The following is an 18215-nucleotide window of genomic DNA, read 5'->3' as shown; positions in this document are numbered from 1 at the left end:
AACACAATCCTTCCTATTATGGAATTATACTAAATCGTGTCCATGATTTCATACTACCTTCAGGACTAGCCTTTTGTGGTGTATTAGTTGAAACATCGATGAACGTTACCTTTCCCACCTTAATGAACCAATTTAACACATCATTAAGTACCGTCCAGTGGGTAACCACCGCCTATTTACTGGCAGTGGCCGCCACTATGATTGTTGCGGCCTTTGTTCAGAACAATTTTAAAACGCGAACGATTGTCAACATTGGTGGACTCGCATTTGTTTGTGGTGGCCTACTATGCGCCACAGCACCGATTTTATCAGTACTCTTATTAGGTCGCATCATTCAGGCCTTTGGAACCGGCTTTGCCATGCCTTTAGTTTTTGCACTAATCATGCAGCAAGTGCCGTTTCATCAACAGGGCAAATTCACCGGAACTGCCGGAATGATCATTGCCATGGCCCCTTCATTAGGCCCAACCTATGGGGGTTTGATCACTCAGTTTACCACCTGGCCCGTGATTTTTTGGATCACAATTCCTATCGGCGCAATCTGTTGGTTAATCGCTAGTAAAAACATGCCCCAATTGGCTAACACGCAACAACAAAAATTTCCGCTGTCCCAGTTTATTTTCGCAGTAATCGGCCTAATTCTATTGACACTAGGACTTAATAATGCTGGAACTGCCGGCCCTGGTGCTCCCAGTTGTTATCTGCCAATATTTCTCGCTTTACTCGCCTTTGCCATTTTTATCCACTTGGCCAATCATAGCACACACCCACTGATTCAACTGGCAGTTTTCAAAAATCAAACCTTTGTTAAAGTGTTAGTGCTCTACTTTTTAATTCAGTTCGTTCAAATTGGCATGTCCTTTTTACTACCAAACTTTGCCCAACTAGCTTTAGGCCAAAATGCCTTAATTTCTGGTTTACTTCTATTAGCCGGTAGTTTGACCTCTGCCATATTATCGCCACTCGCTGGTGCTTTGATGGATCGTCGTGGCTTCAAACAACCAATCTTACTAGGAACTGTTTTCTTGCTGGCCTCCACACTGTTATTTGCACTCTTTGCCCAGCATTTAACCATTTTGCCGATCATCATTTTTAATGTACTTTACATGATTGGTTTCAGTTTCATGTTCAATAATTCATTGACTTTCGGATTACAGCAGGTCCCCCGCACCCAAATCGGTGATGGTAATGCGCTTTTCAATACCTTACAACAATACGCAGGCTCCCTTGGAACAACAGTCATGGCGGTTATGCTGGCCACTGGCGTTCGCTTAACGCCTAAAACAACTTCAGTGGTCCAAACAGTCAATGGGAGTCAACTTGCTTTATGGCTGAGCTTCGGCATAATTGTGATCGTTGCCCTGTTAGCACTATCAATTAAACCTAACCTCCAAAAATAGAAAGTGTTTGGAAAAGTAAATTAGTTAGAAAAGTACTACCGAAGGGACTTTCAAAACAAATATTAACGTATTACTGCCCACAAAGAGGCTAGGACGTTTGTCCTAGCCTCTTACTGTTTCTGAACATTGCTCTACAACGTGAGCCCAAAACTGACTTTCGTTCCACTTTCTTTGTGGTTTACCAATTAGATATAAATTTATTTTTGCCTAATTCGACATTCTTTCAAACACTTGCTAATTGATTGCAGCCGCGTAGTCTACACCTAATCGTGTAGCGATTCCAACAATTTCCTCCAACGTTCGATCGTCAATGATGATGCCATTTTTCTTCCGATCTTCGTAAGCAATTGCCTCTTTATCACCGTGAACGTAAATTGTTTTACCTGGAATGGCCGGCAATTCGCGAATATCCTGTAAGTAACGAGAAAAACGATCAATAATTTTGTCCTTATCACCAAAAATAGCGGGATCAATCACCGTGAAACTTTGGCACGGGCCAACACTCAAATCATCCGGCGTAATCTCAGTCGAAATATTACCCATCGATAAAATTGACGTGAAGACTTCAACAATAATACCCAAACCAAAACCTTTGTGACTGCCGGTATCCTCAGAAACGCCACCTAAGGGCGCCAAACCAACATTGGCTTCCGGATCCCGAAGTGCCGCAAAATCGGCTTGATCACGGTGATCATAGACTGGCTCGTTACCATTCTTTGCCACCCATAATGCCGGCAAATCTTTTTCCAATTTATTATAAACCTCGATTTTCCCCTGAGGGACTGTTGTCGTCGCACAATCAAAGATAAACGTGTGCGGCTTGGCCGGCATGGCAAAAGCAATCGGATTAGTGCCAACAAAGGCCTTAGTGGCGTGCGTCGGTAACATCGCTGGTCGTGAATTACACGAGGACATTCCGATCAACCCCTGTTCCGCCGCTAAATTGGCGTAGTACCCGGCAATTCCGTAATGACCAGAATTCCGCGTAGTCACAATACCAATCCCATGTTGTTTGGCCTTCTTAATTGCTAAATCCATGCTAAAAATACCATTCAACTGTCCAAGACCAAAATGGGCGTCAATCACGGCAGAAACATCCGTTTCCTTAACGATTTCTGGCTTACTATGTACGCGAATCTTACCATTTTGAATGAAGTCATCATACATGATCAACCGCTGCACCCCGTGCGATTCAATGCCGTGTAAATCAGTATAAATAAGCATCTCCGCCAACTGCTCACTTTGTTTGACGGAAAATCCATAACCCTGATAAATCTTAAAAACTAGTTGTTTCATTTTATCACTATCATATCTTTTTACCACGTTAGCCACCACACTCTTTAGATTCTTAAATAAACCGCTGTGCAATTCAAGTTATGCTATTTATGCTAAAGAAAATAATGTTATTTGTCAACTTTATTTTTAATCAAAAACAAATTATTTTACAATAATATTCTCTATATTTTAATTAATTATTCATAATACTAAATTTTCTAGATGTATTGAAATTACGCCCACTGGGTTCTATCCATAATTTGAATTTGGTTACTATTGGTTTACTATTGGTTTTGCGCTGCTTGCAGCGCTATTTTTTGTTTAATCAAGTTAAAGTAACTTTTTTATGTTATACTTTAGTTAATTATTAAGAAAGTAAGTGCTGCCATGTCCTTCCCTTATCAAAAGAGTTTCAATAAATATTTACAGAATAAAGAATTGGCTCCCGTCACAATTTCGGAGTATCAGCACACCTTGACCGATTTTTTTGACTACCTTCAACAATTTAATTGGGCCTACCAAAGTGATCCGGATTTAAATAATATTTTAGAAAACGATATCCGCGATTACCTCACAATGCTACTGAATCAGCGTGCCTTAAAAAACGATACCTATAACAAAATTATGTCCCACCTAAATAATTACTTTAAATTTCTTTTTACTCGCGAATTAATTACCAATTATCCAACAGTTGGCCTAAAAGGTTTACCTAAAGAACGTTTGACTACAACTTTTCAAACTGATTGGTTACAGGAATTACCTGAACTACTACAAAATGAACAACTAACTTTTTATACACGGGCGGCCCTTTTATTATTGGCCAAGGGATTCACAGTCAAGGAATTTCTTAGCCCCGGTTTTTACCAACAACTTGATCTATCAAAATTAACACCCAGTGAACGCCAATTTTGGTCGGAATTTCAGACTTACCGCCAGCCATTTGCCACATTACAGGCTAGTCAGGATTTATTTCTTAAAACACGGCGGGATACCGACCAGCCGCAGTTAACCTTACCTGGTTTACACAAATATCTGAAGCGGGATGGTAATATTCTAAAAATAACTTTGTTACCTAGTAAGCTGCACCAAGGTTACCTGATGTACTACATTATTAATCACCGAGAATTATCTGACCAAGAACTAATGACGGCCCTACGCCTTGATCCCGCCTCATTAGCGTACTATAAAAAGAATTTACCATAACAAAACGGGCCAACAAAGTTGTCAGCGCAACTTTGTTGGTCCGTTTTATCGATAATTTGATCTACTTTATTCTTGTCGGTATTCTTCTAAAAGTAAGGCCATATCATCGTCGGTGGGCACTAATTTAACGTAACGCTGTAAGGCCGCCAGAGTTTCATCGCGCAACCCTTCTTCTCGAAAGAAATTAATGATTTGCCGCAAAAAATTAGGCTCATTTTTAAAGGTTGAATAGGCTAGTAAATAGTTTTCCCGTGCTTTTTTATAGGCCTCTAAGCGCTCGTAGGAGACGCCTAAATTCCAATAGGCCTGCGGATCTACATCCCCCTGATCAACCGCCTTAGCCAACAATTTAACGTTATCAGTATCTCGTTGCTGCTTAACGTACAAATTACTGAGCTCGATTTTTGCGGCCATATTATCCGGGTCAATTTGCAGTAGCTGAATTAAATATTTTTCCCCAGCCTTACTGTCATCCAGCCGCAACGCAACGTGGGCCGCCTTATTATAGAGAACCTCATTGTATTGATCCATACCAATACCTTCCTGCAAAACCCGCATGGCTTCCTCTAATTGTTGGTTGGCCTCCAGAGCCTCCGCCAAATAGGGATAAAGTGATGTGTACTGCGGATCTTGATCACGCAAACCTGATAAAACTTCAATTGCTTTTTTGTAATCCTTTAACTGTAATTCAACAAAACCGTACTGAAAAGCGGCATCAGGATCCAATTCTTCAGTCGGAATTTGTTCCAAATATTCTAATGCCCGCTCAAACTCACCAGTATTAGCGTAAGCAACACCTAAACGTTGAATTATATTAACCTTAGAAAGTTCAGTCACCCCGGCCGCTACTAATGTTTCGTAATAGATGACCGCCTTATGGAATTCCCCACTATCAAAATAGAATTCGGCCAACGCAAACGTAATCACTGATTCATCTGGGAACAAACGGCGAGCAGTTAATAACTTTTGTTCACTGACCTCATAGAGCCCTTGTTGCTGGTACATATCGGCCGCAACCAGTAAACTTTCCGCATAAGCAGGTGAATCCGGTTTGATTGCGTCCAAATAGGTCAGCGCCTCATCATTATTACCATCGCTAATCGCAATATCGGCCAAAGTGGTTCGAATCTCATCTTCATCGGGATACTTTTTCAATAGTTTTAAATACGTGCGTTTGGCTTGTTTTAAAAATCCTAAGGCATATAGATTCTCAGCTAAACTAAATAGGGTTTCGTCATCATCACGCCGTAACGCTTGAATAAATGCCTTGTTGGCCGCATCAAGTTGGCCGCTAGAGAGTTTTGTTAACATTTGTTCTGAATAACTCATCTAAAAACACCCTTCTTCGTTTTGTTGTCAAATACACATTAGTTTAGCATAAAAGTACTTAATTTGCTCAAAAATTGACGACAAAAAAACTAGCAATCTAAATTGCTAGTCCTTCATTACTTATTTAACAGCATCTTTCAATGCCTTACCAGGTTTAAATGCTGGTACCTTGCTTGCTGGAATTTGAATTTCAGCGCCAGTTTGTGGGTTACGACCCTTACGAGCAGCACGGTCACGAACTTCGAAGTTACCAAAACCAATCAATTGAACTTTTTCGCCTTTTGCTAATGTATCTTGGATTGAACCAAAAACAGCATCAACAGCAGCAGTTGCGTCCTTTTTGGTTAAACCAGTTTGACTTGCAACATTTTCGATTAATTCAGCTTTATTTGCCATAGTGAATTCACCTCCGCATCAAAATAATAGACTCATCGTCTAATATCAGATTTGCCATTTCTATTAAAAATAGAAAGTGACGAAATAATGAAACAAAATCATCATTTCTGAATCAAAGATATCATAGGAATGCCTTGATAGCAAGGTTTTTTCGTGATTTATCACGTATTTTTTAATAAAATAGCCAAAATTAGTAAATCTGGCATCAATCTGACCAAATTTGCGTTACAGCAAGCTCTAACTACTTTCGCCGGCGGGTAATAATATGAATTGGCGTTCCTGAAAATTCGAAGGCCGCGCGAATCTGATTTTCAATAAAACGTTCATAAGAAAAATGCATCAAATCAGGATCATTCACAAAAATAACAAACGTTGGTGGCTTAATGGCCACTTGTGTTGCGTAATAAACCCGCAACTTTTTACCGTTAGTCGATGGCGTTGGGTTAGTTGCAATTGCATCCATCAGCACATCATTCAAAACAGAAGATTTAATTCGACGATTTTGATTTTTACTTACTTCTTGAATCATTTTCGGTAGTTGATCAAGGCGTTGCTTAGTTTTAGCCGAAACAAAAACAATTGGGGCGTAATCTAAGTAAGCAAAATTGGCCCGAATGGCATTTTCAAAATCACTTAACGTATGGTTATCCTTTTTAAGCGTATCCCATTTATTAACCGTTATAATAATTCCCCGACCGGCCTCATGCGCGTAACCCGCAATGCGCTTGTCCTGCTCGCGAATACCTTCTTCGGCGTTTAACGTGACTAACACAACATCAGAACGATCAATTGCGGCCATTGCCCGTAAAACACTGTATTTTTCGGCATTTTCGTAGGCCTTACCCCGTTTACGTAAACCAGCCGTATCAATCATCGTAAACTCTGAATCATCAGCAGCAATAAACTGCGTGTCAACGGCATCCCGTGTTGTCCCGGCAATACTAGAAACAATGACCCGGTTCTCGCCTAAAATAGCATTAACTAGTGATGACTTACCAACATTCGGTCGGCCAATCAAACTAAAATGGATTCGATCATCATCAACTTCATCAATTTCTTCGGGAAAATGCTTAACAATCTCATCAAGTAAATCGCCCATCCCAATGCCATGAACGCCAGAAACACCAACTGGATCACCAAATCCTAAAGCATAATAATCATAAATATCTTGCCTTAGTTCTTGGTTATCGACCTTATTAACTGCCAAAACAACTGGCTTATCCGATCGATAAAGTAATCTAGCAACTTTCTCATCAGCATCAGTTAAACCTTCACGAACACTGGTCAAAAAAACAATAACATCAGCTTCATCAATTGCAACTTCAGCTTGTTCTTTAATTTGTTCTAGAAATGGTTCATCACCAATGTCGATTCCGCCGGTATCAATTAAATTAAACTCATGGCCCAGCCATTCTGCCGGCGCATAAATCCGATCACGCGTCACACCTGGCGCGTCATCAACAATGGAAATTCGTTCGCCAGCAATTCGGTTAAATACAGTTGATTTACCGACATTAGGCCGACCTACAATTGCTACTACAGGTTTTGTCATTACAATCCCTCACTTTCATTTAAAATTCACAACTTCAAACAAAAAAGAGATTGGTATTGGGCCAATCTCCAAATTGTTATAAAACTGATTTAGTTCTTATCATCATCGTTATTAGACGTACTCTTTTTTAATTCATTGCCAATAAGATCGCCTAATGTGAAGCCACCTTCATCATCATTACTTTGATAATTGCTGGTTTCTGCAGGTGAAGCCGTATTTGTTTTATCATCAGTATTTGGTTTTGGTGTTAAAGCCTTAATCGAAAGTGCTAAACGGTGCGCCTCAGGTTTAACTTCTAAGACTTTAACCTTGATTGTCTCGCCTTCAGAAAGTACTTCATTCGGTGTTGCAATATGTTCATGTGAAATCTGAGAAATATGAACTAAACCTTCAACACCAGGGAATACTTCAACAAAGGCACCAAAAGTTGTTAATCGTTTAACCGTACCTTCAAGGACGGTACCAGCTGGTGCCTTATCCTCAATACCATCCCAAGGTTCAGGAAGTAAAGCTTTCAGTGAAAGTGAAATCCGGTTCTTTTCAGGGTCAACTGCTAATACCTTAACTTTAAGCTGTTGACCTACTTTAAGAACATCGGAAGGCTTAGCAACACGTTCATAAGAAATTTCAGAAACGTGAACTAATCCATCAATACCACCAAGATCTACAAAGGCACCAAAATTAGTCAAACGAGCAACAGTACCTTCGACAGTATCGCCGGCCTTAATTGTTGCTAAAATCTTTTCGCGTTGTTCAGCCTTTTGAGCTTCAACAATCGCACGGTGCGATAAAATCAAACGATTCTCGCTTGGTTCGATTTCGATAATCTTAAGTTCTAATTCTTGACCTTTGTATTGTGACAAGTCATCAACAAAATGGTCAGAAATCATCGATGCTGGGATAAAACCACGAACACCAGCGTCAACTACCAAGCCACCCTTAACAACTTCGGTAACGGTTGCGGTAAGCGTATTGCCAGCTTCAAATTCCTTCTGAATATCGGCCCAGACCTTACGTGCTTCTAACCGACGTTTAGAAAGGAGATAACTACCATTCTCTTTATCCTTACCAATAGTTGAAATAACGACTAAATCAAGTACATCACCAACTTTGGCAATATCCTTAATGTCATCAACTGGTTGACTGGCCAATTCCTTAAGTGGAACAACGCCTTCAACCCCAGTACCCTGAATACCAACGATTAATTGCTTATCATCGTCAATTGCGAGTACTTCACCTTTCACAATGTCACCGATCTTCACATCGTGGACGCTATTTAAAGCATCCGCCATGGCATTTTTATTTTCATTTGTATTATTATTTTCACTCATGCCAAAAATCCTCCTTAAACAGCTTGAAACTACAGTGTCTATTTTATAGTAAAAGCAGACGAAATGCTAGGAAAAGCTATTATTTATTATGATCTTTCTCTTTTTCTTGGACAATTCTAATAATCCGCGCAACAACTTGATCAATATTTAATGACGTTGTATCAACTAACACCGCATCTTTTGCTTGAACTAACGGGGAAATTTTACGCGTAGAATCCTTTTTATCCCGCAATTCAATTTCTTGCTTTAAAACGGCAAGGGGTGTATTAATCCCCTTCGTTAAATTTTCTTTATACCGTCTTGTAGCCCGTTCGGAAACACTGGCAACTAAGAAAATCTTAACTTCAGCGTTAGGTAACACGGCCGTTCCAATATCGCGACCATCCATCACAATATTTCCCACCGCCGCAATTTGATGTTGTAGCTGAACTAACTTCTGCCGGACGCCACCTAATGCGGCAATCGTTGAAACATTATTGGTCACATCAGGTTGCCGAATGGCCGCTGTAACCTCGGTTTCATTAAAGAAAACCCGCTGCTCAACCTCTCCCGGCTCAAAGCGAATCGTACTTTTATCCAATAAAGCAACAACCGCTACTTCATCAGTTAGCCTTAAACCATGTTGCATCGCCGCCCAAGTAATTGAACGATACATCGCACCTGTATCACAGTAAGTATAATGTAATTGTTTAGCAACCAATTTTGCTACTGTGCTTTTCCCAGCCGATGCCGGACCATCAATTGCGATCTGTAAACCCACTGCCATTAATCAAAACCCCTTTTTCCACAAAAAAATTGAGGTCAGCCACAGACCTCAGTAGTTAACTTTTAATATTTTATTTAACCCGTAATTGCTGACCTGGCTTAATTGTGGCTGCACTAGTTAACCCATTTAATTTCAAGAGTTCTTGAACACTTAAACCATTATTAGCCGCTACCCGGTAAACACCTTGGCCAGCCGCAACGGTCACGTAACTGCCACTGCTGCTACTAGCAGAAGCGGCACTACTGCTGGACGACGCCTCGCTTGAACTACTAGAACTCGCAGCGGCCACTTGTTCAGAAGAAGAGGCCGCCTGTGCAGTACTTGTTTCTGTTGTGGCAACCGAACTTGTCTTTTGCGCATTACTTGTCGTTACTTTCTTACGACTGCTTGCCTGTGCATTTTTTTTTGACTGCGTTTTTTTGCTAGTAGCTACCTTTTTCTTAGAAGAGCTCACAATTGCAGTCGTGTTATGTGGTGTCGCTGGCTTATTCATCTGATTTTGAAAAATCATCCAAGCCCCAATAGGTAGTGCAGCTAAAGCTAACAAAGCAATCGTCAGGATTGTCACAAAAGTTGCGTTACCCCGGTCTTTTTTTCGAGTTGCAGCACGCGAGACGTTGCCCCGATCATCACGGGTATTGTCAAACTGCTTGGCCCAAGGACGTTCTTCATGAGCAGCAGTTTTTTTATTTGGTTCCTCATTCTTATTCATTGACGCTCCCCCTCATTCACGAAATACCATTAACAATACCTGGTTTCGTTAGCGGACCAATCATATTCTTAGGTCGAACTTCTAGGAATTATTGTAACATAAACCACTTTCAAATTCTTTAATATTCCGTAAAGAAAAGTTGCTTTAGGCGGCTTTGCCAATCGGCATAGGCAACGCTCTCTTTTTGTTCTTCCTTTTTTGTGATCAAATTCAATTGTTCAAGGTAATCGGTCATTTGATTATGGCAACAACAATCGTTATCACAAGTGATTGATTTATGGTCCGCAAAATAAGTTAAAATAAACTGTCGTTTACAATTTGGCGTTGTGATGTAACTTAGCATACCACCTAACGCCAAACGTTTTTCCTCTTGCCGTTTTTGTAAAAGTTGCTGAATGGCCGAAGCAGAATAACCATGCTGTTGATAGAAGCGGAGCAAATCGATCTCAGGAAAGTGCATTGCTTTAAAATTATTTGGATTCTTAAAATATTGATTAATGAGCCCCTTATCCGGAATACCACTCGCCATTAAATTGGCTTGAATTCGGATATCGCTAGGTTGAAACAGTAAAATGGCAATACTTTGTTGCCCATCGCGACCTGCTCGACCTGTTTCTTGTAAATAGCTTTCTAGATTAGAGGCTAAATGATAATGCAAAACAAATCGAATGTTGGCCTTATTGATCCCCATTCCAAAGGCGGTAGTTGCACAAATAATTGCTAGGTCGCCTTGCATAAATTGTTGCTGAATGGCGTAGCGATCTTGACTAGGTAGGTCTCCATGATAAAAGCTAGTTCTTATACCCGTTTCTTTTTGAATTTTATCGGCCATTTCTTCAGACTTTTGTTTGCTAGAAAAATAAACAATTCCTGGTTTTTTTAGTTGCCGACAGAATTGAATCAAGGCCCGCTCTTTTTCGGATTCATTTGCGTATTGTTGAACGTCTAAATAAATATTAGGTCGGTCAACAGTATAAATAACTTTTTTCGTTGTGGCCGCCGTTAAACCTAGTTTGACTAGAATATCGGCCTGTACACGTTTAGTGGCCGTGGCTGTCATGGCCAACGTTGCACGCGGTTGTAACTGCTCACGCAAAGAGGCCAATTCAAGATAATCCGGCCGAAAATCCGTCCCCCACTGTGAAATACAATGTGCCTCATCAATAGCTAGCAGTGAAATTTCTAGCCGGCCTAACGCAGTGCGAACACGCGGTTGATTAGCCATTTCTGGTGATAAAAAGATAAACCGGTACTGCTGTAGCTGTTGTAATACGCCATTTTTATCCATTATCGTTAGGTCTGAAGTCAAGGCCACTACTTTTTTTTCACCTAAATAGTGTAGCCGTGCTACTTGATCTTGCATCAGGGATAATAATGGTGAAACGATAACAACACTTCCGCTGGTCGCATAACCTGGTAATTGATAACAGAGCGATTTACCAGTCCCAGTAGGCAAAACCGCAAACGTATCCTGACCTGCTAAAACCGCCTGAATAACGTCTAATTGGCCTGGTTTAAAAGTTGTATAACCAAATCGTTTAGTTAATATTTTTGTCAATTCCGCCGTATTCATGGCTTCTCCTCCATTCAATTTGGTATAAACGAAATGTAAAAAATGAAATATCTTGCGCCGCTACTAGATCATATTGCCAGTCATCAATAACTGTTCCAGAAAAGGCCGTTGCTAATTTTTGCCGTTGCGTCGCTGTTAGATAAGTTTTATAAGGAAAATTTGGTGTTAAGATAGCGGCCTCTAATAAATGTTCAGTAATTGTACCCGGCCTTAAACGCCGCATTTGCGCAATTTTAGTTAGGTCAGTGCCCTGAAGTGCCAGACGATAAGTCAATGCGCTACTCTGACTAAGCACACCTTGTGCGAGCGGTTGCCAAAGCGCGGCCAGTAATGGAAAATCCACCGGTGTCTTTTGCAGTAAATTAATTAAATGGGCCGTAATATCAATTTGATACAGTGCAACCTCAAGTGGCATTAGTTTAAATAATTGTGCAACTTGGGGCAACGCAAACCGCGTAATTTTGTAGCCAACTAAAAATTGACTGTAAATATCGGCATCATGCTGGGGTAACTGTTGCAAAAATTGCTGCCATTCCCTTAATAAGGCATGACCTAATTGCGGTGATTTATGCTGGGTAAACCACACTTTTACGGCCTGCTGATCAACTTCGGATACTTCAAGCGGATAGTAACGTGCATTATGACGGGTATACTCGGACGTTACTTGCGTGGCCAAAAATAATCGCGCCATAAAATGCTGCAAATTAGGTTGCTTAAATCCATTGAACCACTGGGGAACAAAATGCGCCAACATAAAGGTCTGCTGTGATTTTAAACCGGCTTCAGTTAACCGGTAACGTTTTTCTTCCATCTCCAATTGGCCACGTTGTTTTAATCGGTCAAGGCCACGCTTAAAATTCACATCATTTAAGTGAGGCATAAGCTGGTATAATGGAAGTAACTGATAGGTCAATCCGGCGTATAAATTGGACACTGTCCGTTTTCCCTTGAGTAAATTTAAAATTGCTCGCGATCGCCGCCACTGTACCCGATCAAATAATAGTAATAAATAATCTTCTTGTTCCATGAGAATCCCTTCTTGGAGGCCAAATTTATGTACAGTAAAGTTCAGCAAGAACAGTGTATTGCCTGTGGCCTATGCCAGATCAATGCACCCCAACTTTTTGACTACCAAACTAACGGTATTGCCTACTTTAAGCCCGACAACAATTTAGGAAAAACACCAATTGCTGCTGACCAGTTAGCAAATTTCAAAAAGGCATACCAAAACTGCCCAACACACGCAATTATCCGCCAAAATATTCCATTTAATATAAAACAAATTTACTAAAGTAGCTTTAAAATATAAAAAGAAGTGTGCCTTAAGTAATTCTAATTATTAATTATATGTATTTATATGCCGTAAGACCTTAATTACGCTCAATACGCACTCGTGCCTAAAAAATAAAAGAGAGGCTGGGACAAAAGTCCTGGCCTCTTATTGTTTCTGAACATTATTCTAGAACGTGGGCCAAAAGTCTGGGTTCACATGCCTACTTTAATAACCATAGTACGGTTATGAACTAACTTACGTTACACAGTAAACCCAAAGCCGATTTTTGGCCTACTCCCTTAATTTTAACATATCGTCGTCTGACTTCGGCAAATGTGTCCCGGCTAATGAATTTTACCAGTTCTGGCCAACTTTTTAAGAGCCGCTACTTCCTGAGCCTGAAGTGGTCGTGAGTCACCAGAGACTAAACCATCAGCAGTTAAAAAAGCGTACCTTTCCCGCCGTAACTTTTCAACTGGATAACCAACTGCCGTTAACATGTCACGAACTTCATGGTTCATTCCTTCATGAATTGTGACACTGATTTGGGCAGTTCGGTGTACCTTATCACTGGAAAGTAACTTAATCTTAGCGGCAGCCGTGCGTCGTTTTTCTAAACGAACGCCTGTCCGTAACGTTTTCTGGGCCTCACTAGTGGGAATCCCCGTTACTTTAGCGATGTAGGATTTTTCAATTTGGTAGCGCGGGTGCGTTAGTAAATTAGCTAATTCACCATCGTTAGTTAAAATAATCAACCCTGATGTGTTGTAGTCCAAACGACCAATCGGGTAAATTCGTTCATTAACTTCAGGAAAGAAATCAACAACCGTTTTCCGCTTTTTATCATCACTGGCCGCCGAGATAACCTGCCGGGGTTTATAAAATAAGAAATAACGCTTTTTTTCTTGTTCTAACGGAACACCATTAACCTCAATCTGATCCCGATCACTAACTTTAACTCCCATTTCCGTGACCGTTTCACCATTAACGGTAACTCGACCGTCACTAATTAAGGTCTCGGCCTTTCGCCGGGAAGCAACTCCTGCTGCTGCAATAACCTTTTGTAATCTTTCCATTATTTTTCTTCCTTATCTTTTAATTGCGCCTCAAAGGCCTTAAATAGATCAGCTGTATCTGCCGTTTCTAATTCAGTAGTCGTCGCTTTTTCTTGCGTCAAAGGCGGTAGTTCATTCAATTGCTTTAGCCCAAAATAATCAAGAAAAAAAGGACTAGTTACGTATAAAATTGGTCGTCCAGGCGCATTTTTACGGCCTTTTTCTTCGATTAGTCGCCGTAAGGACAAGCGTTGCAGTGCACCGCTACTTTGAACACCACGAATTTCATCAATTTCAACCCGTGTAATCGGTTGTTTATAGGCAATAATTGCCAAGGTTTCTAATGAGGCCTGACTAAGATTAGTCGTTAGTGGTATTTCGTAGTAGTGCTTAATAATTTCGGCGTAAGCCTTTTTAGTCACTAATTTATAGTGATCGCCAAACTGAAAAAGTGTCAGTCCCCGGTGATGATCCGCTTTTAGATCACTCTCAAACTGTTGAAGGGCGCGCATAATTGTTGTGCGCCCTTCAGTTAGTAATTCGTCCAGCTGATCCAGCGTAATACCCTCGTCACCGGCAACAAAGAGTAAACTTTCTAAAGTTGCCGTTAAATTCATGCTTTTGACTCCTTTAAAGCAACCGTAATTGGTGTCAAAACAGCTTCCTGATAACAGGACACTTGACCATTTTTCATTAGTTCTAAAACCGACATAAAAGTGGTTACTGTCTCTTCGACACTTGAATTATTTAACAAATCATCAAAATCCACTATGCCGCGTTTATTTTGCTGTAATTGTTTTATGATTGCTCGAACTTTATCCTTAATTGTAATCGTTTCCCGAACCACATTGCGTACCGAAACCGGCTTAACAACTTTACCTTGCAGTAAATTGACTAGCGCCGCCGTGACCTCATCTATCCGCAAATGTTTCTTCGGCATTGGTAAAGGTTCGGCACTGGCAGTTAAGCTAGGTGCCTTACTAAAATGTGTCTTACGGACCAGTTCCTTTTGTTGCAAATCAGTTGCGGCTTTTTTGTAGGTTTGGTAAACAAGCAGTTGATTAACCAATTCATCCCGTGGATCAATCGAGATATCCTCATCTTCAGTTAATTCAACAGTTGGCTCCCGTGGCAGTAAGGTTTGACTTTTAATGCGCATTAAAGTTGCCGCCATCACAAAATAATCGCCGGCCACTTCTAACCTTGAGGCTTGCATATGGTGCAAATACTCCAAGTATTGGGAAGTAATGGCGACGATTGGAATGTCGTAAATATTCATTTCTGATTTCTTAATTAAATGAAGTAATAGATCTAAAGGACCTTCAAACTCCGGTAATTTTACGGTTAAGGCCAAATCAATCATCCTTTAGTGTGTCTGTTCCCACTTTGCAATTAACGGCGATGTACTAATGGTTCCCATTAATTTATTGTCCGGGTATAATTCAGCCAACTCTGTCAACATCGCAAAACTATTTCCTTCGTTGCGGTCAGAAGGACTTAGTGCAAGGTGGCGTATGATAACGTAATCTTTATTCAATTCGATACCAATAACCCCGGCAAAATCACCACTTGCATTCTTCCACAGGTATAACTGCCGGCTGGCCTCAGTTTGGTACCAAGTTAGTTCTTCCTTTAAATGACTCACTTCATCCAAATCAGGAATAAAAGACAGTAAGCCCATTGCAATTTTTTCGTAATCTGTTTTGTATTTAAACAGCACTATAAACCTCCAAGGTTAAAACCTGCTTAACTATAAGTACTAATAACCATAACACACAAAAAAATGAAATACAATTCGCCTTCAGGCCCGCGGATGATACTTATTATAAACCTCACGGATCCGCTTTTGACTAACGTGGGTATAAATTTGCGTCGTTGAAATGTCTGCGTGGCCCAATAATTCCTGAACAACTCGTAGGTCAGCACCATTTTCCAATAGGTGCGTTGCAAATGAGTGTCTTAACGTATGCGGCGTAACATCTTTTTTTATTCCCGTTTTTTTAACTAGGCCCTTCAAATTTTTCCAAATACCTTGGCGGGTGAACGGTCGACCATAGTGATTAACAAATAGCGTATCACTACGCTGACCAGACTTTAAAAACTGCGGCCGAGCCGTTTCCAGATATCGTTGAATCCAATCAATGGCAACATCACCAATCGGAATAATTCGTTCTTTATCACCCTTACCAATGGTTTGAATTAAGCCCAAACTTAAATGTAGTTCACTCATCTTTAAGTGGGTTAGTTCGCTAACCCGCAATCCAGTTGCGTACATCACTTCCAAAATTGCACGATCACGAATACCAATGGCCGTGGTTGTATCCGGTGCCTTCAACAAACTGACAACCTCATTTTGCGATAATACCTGGGGCAAATGTTGTTGTCTTTTAGGCGAATCAATTTGAAGCATTGGGTCAGTTGTCATTTGCGCCGTTTCAAGTAAAAAACGGTAAAATTTACGTAGACTTGAGACCATCCGAATAATGCTATTTGTTGCTAAATTTTCATTGTTTAGTTCACTTAAAAAATTTAAGATGACAAAATGGTCTTGATCAAAACTGGTTAATTTCTGAGCCTTTAAATAAGCCATAAAGCGCTCTAAATCACGACAATAACTAGAAACAGTGTTAGGTGCCAGTCCTTTTTCTACTATTAGGTAATGTTTAAAATCAGCTATTAATTCATCCATTAATTTCTCCTAGACCCCTATAAAAAGAGAGCGAAATTAAAAAGTTAGTAATAATACCCACTACTAAACTAATTTATTCCACTCAACCAATTTAATCCTTCGCCATCTGGTTCTTATTTTTACGTTGACAGTCCGCACACAGACCCTGAAAAGTAAGCTTATGGTCCGTAACTTGAAAATGATACCGTGAAGCGACAACCTGCTCAACATCGGCTAATAAGTCCTCATGAATTTCTTCAATCTTGCCACACTGGACACATAATAAGTGATGATGAAAATGCTGCTGGGCACCTTCACGCCGCAAATCATAACGAACTAAACCATCCGTAAAACTTACTTTATTAACAATTCGTAGTTCACTTAAAATATCCAACGTTCGATAAACGGTTGCTAGGCCAATATCAGGAGTTGTTTGCTTAACTCGTAAATAAATTTCTTCAGCACTCAAATGACCTGCCTCATTCGCAAGCAATGAGACAACTGTTGCTTCACGCTGTGGGGTTAATTTAAATCCCGCCGCATGTAGCTGCTGTTTGATTTTTTTGACGTATTTATCATCAACCATCTAAACGCCCCTCATCCGATTGCGTACCAATGACTAAATTCTATAATAATTTAGGGCCAATTGCAATTAGTCTAAAAGTTGCCCAGATTCTAATACACAACGATGCCGAACAGATTGGAATAAATCAAATTTTACAACATAGCCAATTTAATGCCACTGACACTAACCAGCCAACTATTACTTCGTGAACGTAAAAGCTTTAAGCATGATCCGGTTGATCAGGATCGCCTAAAAGATGGGTTTTACCGTCAGCCTGTTCCACTAAATGTAGCTTCATTAAATGGCCCAGTGCACGCTTAAACTGCCCCTTACTAATACCAAAGAATTCACGAATTGCTTCCGGATCACTCTTATCCGTATAGGCCATAACGTTACCTGGCTGATGTTTGAGTACAGCCAAAATCATCGCCGAATCATCACTAATAGCCTCGTAAGCACGCGGGCGCAAAGAAAGATTTAAAACGCCATCTGGTCGAACACCAATTACTCTTGCCTTTAGTTTTTGACCAATCCGTGGCTCAGCATCACGTTCACTAGGGTGAATAAAACCAATGTATTTCTCATCTGTCAGTAAGAAACTACCCACAATTTTCAAACGATAAATGATCCCTTGCACATCAGAATTATTTTGTTGCTGCGTTGCTTTCTTAGCCATTTCTTGAAAAATATCTTCATCGGCTAATTGCCCCCAAAGCCGGCCCTTCTTATCCACAATAAGACTGACCAAGAGTTGATCACCCTTTGCTGGCCATAAATGGTGAATCGTTGGTAATAAATCGCTAGAAACGACAATATCCTTATTTGGTAAACCAATATCAACAAAGACACCCAGATCACGTCTTGAGGCAACAACTGTCGCCCAAGCGTAGTGTCCGATTTTAACCATTGGCAATTTAGTGGTTAACTGTAGTTCATGTTCTTCATTTTCGTAGGCAAACCCCGTAATGGCATCCGTAACTTGGTGGGGTTTATCAAATTCACTTTTTTCAATTCGAAAAGTGACACCGTCTTTTTGTGCAAAATAATCCTGTTCATTTTCATCGGTTACCGTAACCGAAATAATTTGGCCCATATAATCTGTTGTTTCCATTCAAAA

At 40.4% G+C, this 18215-nt stretch carries 19 protein-coding genes; 3 read left to right on the top strand and 16 right to left on the bottom strand.

Going from position 1 to position 18215, the window contains the following annotated elements; all coding sequences use genetic code 11:
* Positions 1-23: 23 nt before the first annotated feature.
* A complete protein-coding gene (locus AYR53_RS08935) occupies positions 24-1400 on the top strand; it encodes a DHA2 family efflux MFS transporter permease subunit (protein ID WP_068280694.1) in 1377 nt (458 codons plus the stop codon).
* Positions 1401-1634: 234 nt separating this feature from the next.
* Here the strand turns inward: AYR53_RS08935 and AYR53_RS08930 are convergent, their stop codons facing one another.
* On the bottom strand, positions 1635-2723 hold the full coding sequence (locus tag AYR53_RS08930) for an Ldh family oxidoreductase (protein ID WP_068280696.1): 1089 nt from the start codon (positions 2721-2723) through the stop codon (positions 1635-1637).
* Between the two features lie 339 nt (positions 2724-3062).
* Here AYR53_RS08930 and AYR53_RS08925 point away from each other — a divergent pair, with 339 nt between their 5' ends.
* A complete protein-coding gene (locus AYR53_RS08925) occupies positions 3063-3878 on the top strand; it encodes a site-specific integrase (RefSeq protein ID WP_068280698.1) in 816 nt (271 codons plus the stop codon).
* A gap of 66 nt (positions 3879-3944) precedes the next feature.
* On the opposite strand, the gene AYR53_RS08920 is transcribed toward AYR53_RS08925, so the two are convergent.
* The 8 genes from AYR53_RS08920 to AYR53_RS08885 all read right to left on the bottom strand — a co-directional run bounded on the left by AYR53_RS08920 (position 3945) and on the right by AYR53_RS08885 (position 12564).
* A complete protein-coding gene (locus AYR53_RS08920; protein WP_068280701.1) occupies positions 3945-5207 on the bottom strand; it encodes a tetratricopeptide repeat protein in 1263 nt (420 codons plus the stop codon).
* Positions 5208-5327: 120 nt separating this feature from the next.
* Positions 5328-5603 (bottom strand): HU family DNA-binding protein, encoded by a 276-nt coding sequence (locus tag AYR53_RS08915; protein ID WP_068224403.1) that lies wholly within the window; start codon positions 5601-5603, stop codon positions 5328-5330.
* A gap of 241 nt (positions 5604-5844) precedes the next feature.
* Positions 5845-7155: a ribosome biogenesis GTPase Der gene (gene der / locus AYR53_RS08910; RefSeq protein ID WP_068280704.1), complete on the bottom strand. Its 1311-nt coding sequence runs from the start codon at positions 7153-7155 to the stop codon at positions 5845-5847.
* A gap of 89 nt (positions 7156-7244) precedes the next feature.
* Positions 7245-8486, bottom strand: a complete 1242-nt coding sequence (gene rpsA, locus AYR53_RS08905; RefSeq protein WP_068224406.1) for a 30S ribosomal protein S1 — start codon at positions 8484-8486, stop codon at positions 7245-7247.
* Positions 8487-8565: 79 nt separating this feature from the next.
* Positions 8566-9252, bottom strand: coding sequence for a (d)CMP kinase (gene cmk / locus AYR53_RS08900; RefSeq protein WP_068224408.1), 687 nt, complete (start codon positions 9250-9252; stop codon positions 8566-8568).
* Positions 9253-9322: 70 nt separating this feature from the next.
* A complete protein-coding gene (locus tag AYR53_RS08895; protein ID WP_068280711.1) occupies positions 9323-9964 on the bottom strand; it encodes a LysM peptidoglycan-binding domain-containing protein in 642 nt (213 codons plus the stop codon).
* Between the two features lie 118 nt (positions 9965-10082).
* Complete coding sequence (locus tag AYR53_RS08890) at positions 10083-11537, bottom strand: RecQ family ATP-dependent DNA helicase (protein WP_068280713.1); 1455 nt, start codon at positions 11535-11537, stop codon at positions 10083-10085.
* Positions 11503-12564, bottom strand: coding sequence for a helix-turn-helix domain-containing protein (locus tag AYR53_RS08885; protein ID WP_068280717.1), 1062 nt, complete (start codon positions 12562-12564; stop codon positions 11503-11505). The genes AYR53_RS08890 and AYR53_RS08885 overlap by 35 nt, the downstream gene beginning before the upstream one ends.
* Positions 12565-12591: 27 nt before the next feature.
* Between AYR53_RS08885 and AYR53_RS08880 the strand changes: the two genes are divergently transcribed.
* Positions 12592-12828 (top strand): ferredoxin, encoded by a 237-nt coding sequence (locus AYR53_RS08880; protein WP_068224414.1) that lies wholly within the window; start codon positions 12592-12594, stop codon positions 12826-12828.
* A gap of 326 nt (positions 12829-13154) precedes the next feature.
* On the opposite strand, the gene AYR53_RS08875 is transcribed toward AYR53_RS08880, so the two are convergent.
* From AYR53_RS08875 to AYR53_RS08845, 7 genes are all read right to left on the bottom strand, one after another.
* A complete protein-coding gene (locus AYR53_RS08875) occupies positions 13155-13886 on the bottom strand; it encodes a pseudouridine synthase (protein ID WP_068224417.1) in 732 nt (243 codons plus the stop codon).
* Complete coding sequence (gene scpB, locus AYR53_RS08870; RefSeq protein WP_068224421.1) at positions 13886-14482, bottom strand: SMC-Scp complex subunit ScpB; 597 nt, start codon at positions 14480-14482, stop codon at positions 13886-13888. Before scpB ends, AYR53_RS08875 begins: the two co-directional genes overlap by 1 nt.
* Positions 14479-15228 (bottom strand): segregation and condensation protein A, encoded by a 750-nt coding sequence (locus tag AYR53_RS08865; protein ID WP_239693281.1) that lies wholly within the window; start codon positions 15226-15228, stop codon positions 14479-14481. The genes scpB and AYR53_RS08865 overlap by 4 nt, the downstream gene beginning before the upstream one ends.
* A gap of 3 nt (positions 15229-15231) precedes the next feature.
* Positions 15232-15585, bottom strand: coding sequence for a RibT protein (locus AYR53_RS08860; protein ID WP_068224424.1), 354 nt, complete (start codon positions 15583-15585; stop codon positions 15232-15234).
* Between the two features lie 81 nt (positions 15586-15666).
* Entirely contained in the window at positions 15667-16554 is an 888-nt protein-coding gene (gene xerD / locus AYR53_RS08855; RefSeq protein ID WP_068280726.1) for a site-specific tyrosine recombinase XerD, read from the bottom strand.
* 91 nt (positions 16555-16645) lie between these two features.
* The gene (gene fur, locus AYR53_RS08850) at positions 16646-17119 is read right to left on the bottom strand and encodes a ferric iron uptake transcriptional regulator (protein WP_068280727.1); all 474 of its coding nucleotides are present in this window, start codon (positions 17117-17119) and stop codon (positions 16646-16648) included.
* Between the two features lie 199 nt (positions 17120-17318).
* Complete coding sequence (locus AYR53_RS08845; protein WP_068224437.1) at positions 17319-18209, bottom strand: CvfB family protein; 891 nt, start codon at positions 18207-18209, stop codon at positions 17319-17321.
* Positions 18210-18215 lie beyond the last annotated feature (6 nt).

This window comes from Loigolactobacillus backii (assembly GCF_001663675.1).
Classification (GTDB): Bacteria; Bacillota; Bacilli; order Lactobacillales; family Lactobacillaceae; genus Loigolactobacillus; species Loigolactobacillus backii.
This window is presented reverse-complemented; position numbering and strand designations above follow the sequence as displayed.

Excerpts from the sequence above, each read along its gene's own strand:
- AYR53_RS08880 (WP_068224414.1), top strand. The coding sequence starts at position 12,592 with ATGTACAGTAAAGTTCAGCAAGAACAGTGTATTGCCTGTGGCCTATGC.
- fur (WP_068280727.1), bottom strand. The coding sequence starts at position 17,119 with ATGGTTGATGATAAATACGTCAAAAAAATCAAACAGCAGCTACATGCG.
- AYR53_RS08875 (WP_068224417.1), bottom strand. The coding sequence starts at position 13,886 with ATGGAAAGATTACAAAAGGTTATTGCAGCAGCAGGAGTTGCTTCCCGG.
- AYR53_RS08865 (WP_239693281.1), bottom strand. The coding sequence starts at position 15,228 with ATGATTGATTTGGCCTTAACCGTAAAATTACCGGAGTTTGAAGGTCCT.
- AYR53_RS08890 (WP_068280713.1), bottom strand. The coding sequence starts at position 11,537 with ATGAATACGGCGGAATTGACAAAAATATTAACTAAACGATTTGGTTAT.
- AYR53_RS08925 (WP_068280698.1), top strand. The coding sequence starts at position 3,063 with ATGTCCTTCCCTTATCAAAAGAGTTTCAATAAATATTTACAGAATAAA.
- AYR53_RS08915 (WP_068224403.1), bottom strand. The coding sequence starts at position 5,603 with ATGGCAAATAAAGCTGAATTAATCGAAAATGTTGCAAGTCAAACTGGT.
- AYR53_RS08895 (WP_068280711.1), bottom strand. The coding sequence starts at position 9,964 with ATGAATAAGAATGAGGAACCAAATAAAAAAACTGCTGCTCATGAAGAA.
- der (WP_068280704.1), bottom strand. The coding sequence starts at position 7,155 with ATGACAAAACCTGTAGTAGCAATTGTAGGTCGGCCTAATGTCGGTAAA.
- cmk (WP_068224408.1), bottom strand. The coding sequence starts at position 9,252 with ATGGCAGTGGGTTTACAGATCGCAATTGATGGTCCGGCATCGGCTGGG.
- rpsA (WP_068224406.1), bottom strand. The coding sequence starts at position 8,486 with ATGAGTGAAAATAATAATACAAATGAAAATAAAAATGCCATGGCGGAT.
- AYR53_RS08920 (WP_068280701.1), bottom strand. The coding sequence starts at position 5,207 with ATGAGTTATTCAGAACAAATGTTAACAAAACTCTCTAGCGGCCAACTT.
- AYR53_RS08845 (WP_068224437.1), bottom strand. The coding sequence starts at position 18,209 with ATGGAAACAACAGATTATATGGGCCAAATTATTTCGGTTACGGTAACC.
- scpB (WP_068224421.1), bottom strand. The coding sequence starts at position 14,482 with ATGAATTTAACGGCAACTTTAGAAAGTTTACTCTTTGTTGCCGGTGAC.
- AYR53_RS08885 (WP_068280717.1), bottom strand. The coding sequence starts at position 12,564 with ATGGAACAAGAAGATTATTTATTACTATTATTTGATCGGGTACAGTGG.
- xerD (WP_068280726.1), bottom strand. The coding sequence starts at position 16,554 with ATGGATGAATTAATAGCTGATTTTAAACATTACCTAATAGTAGAAAAA.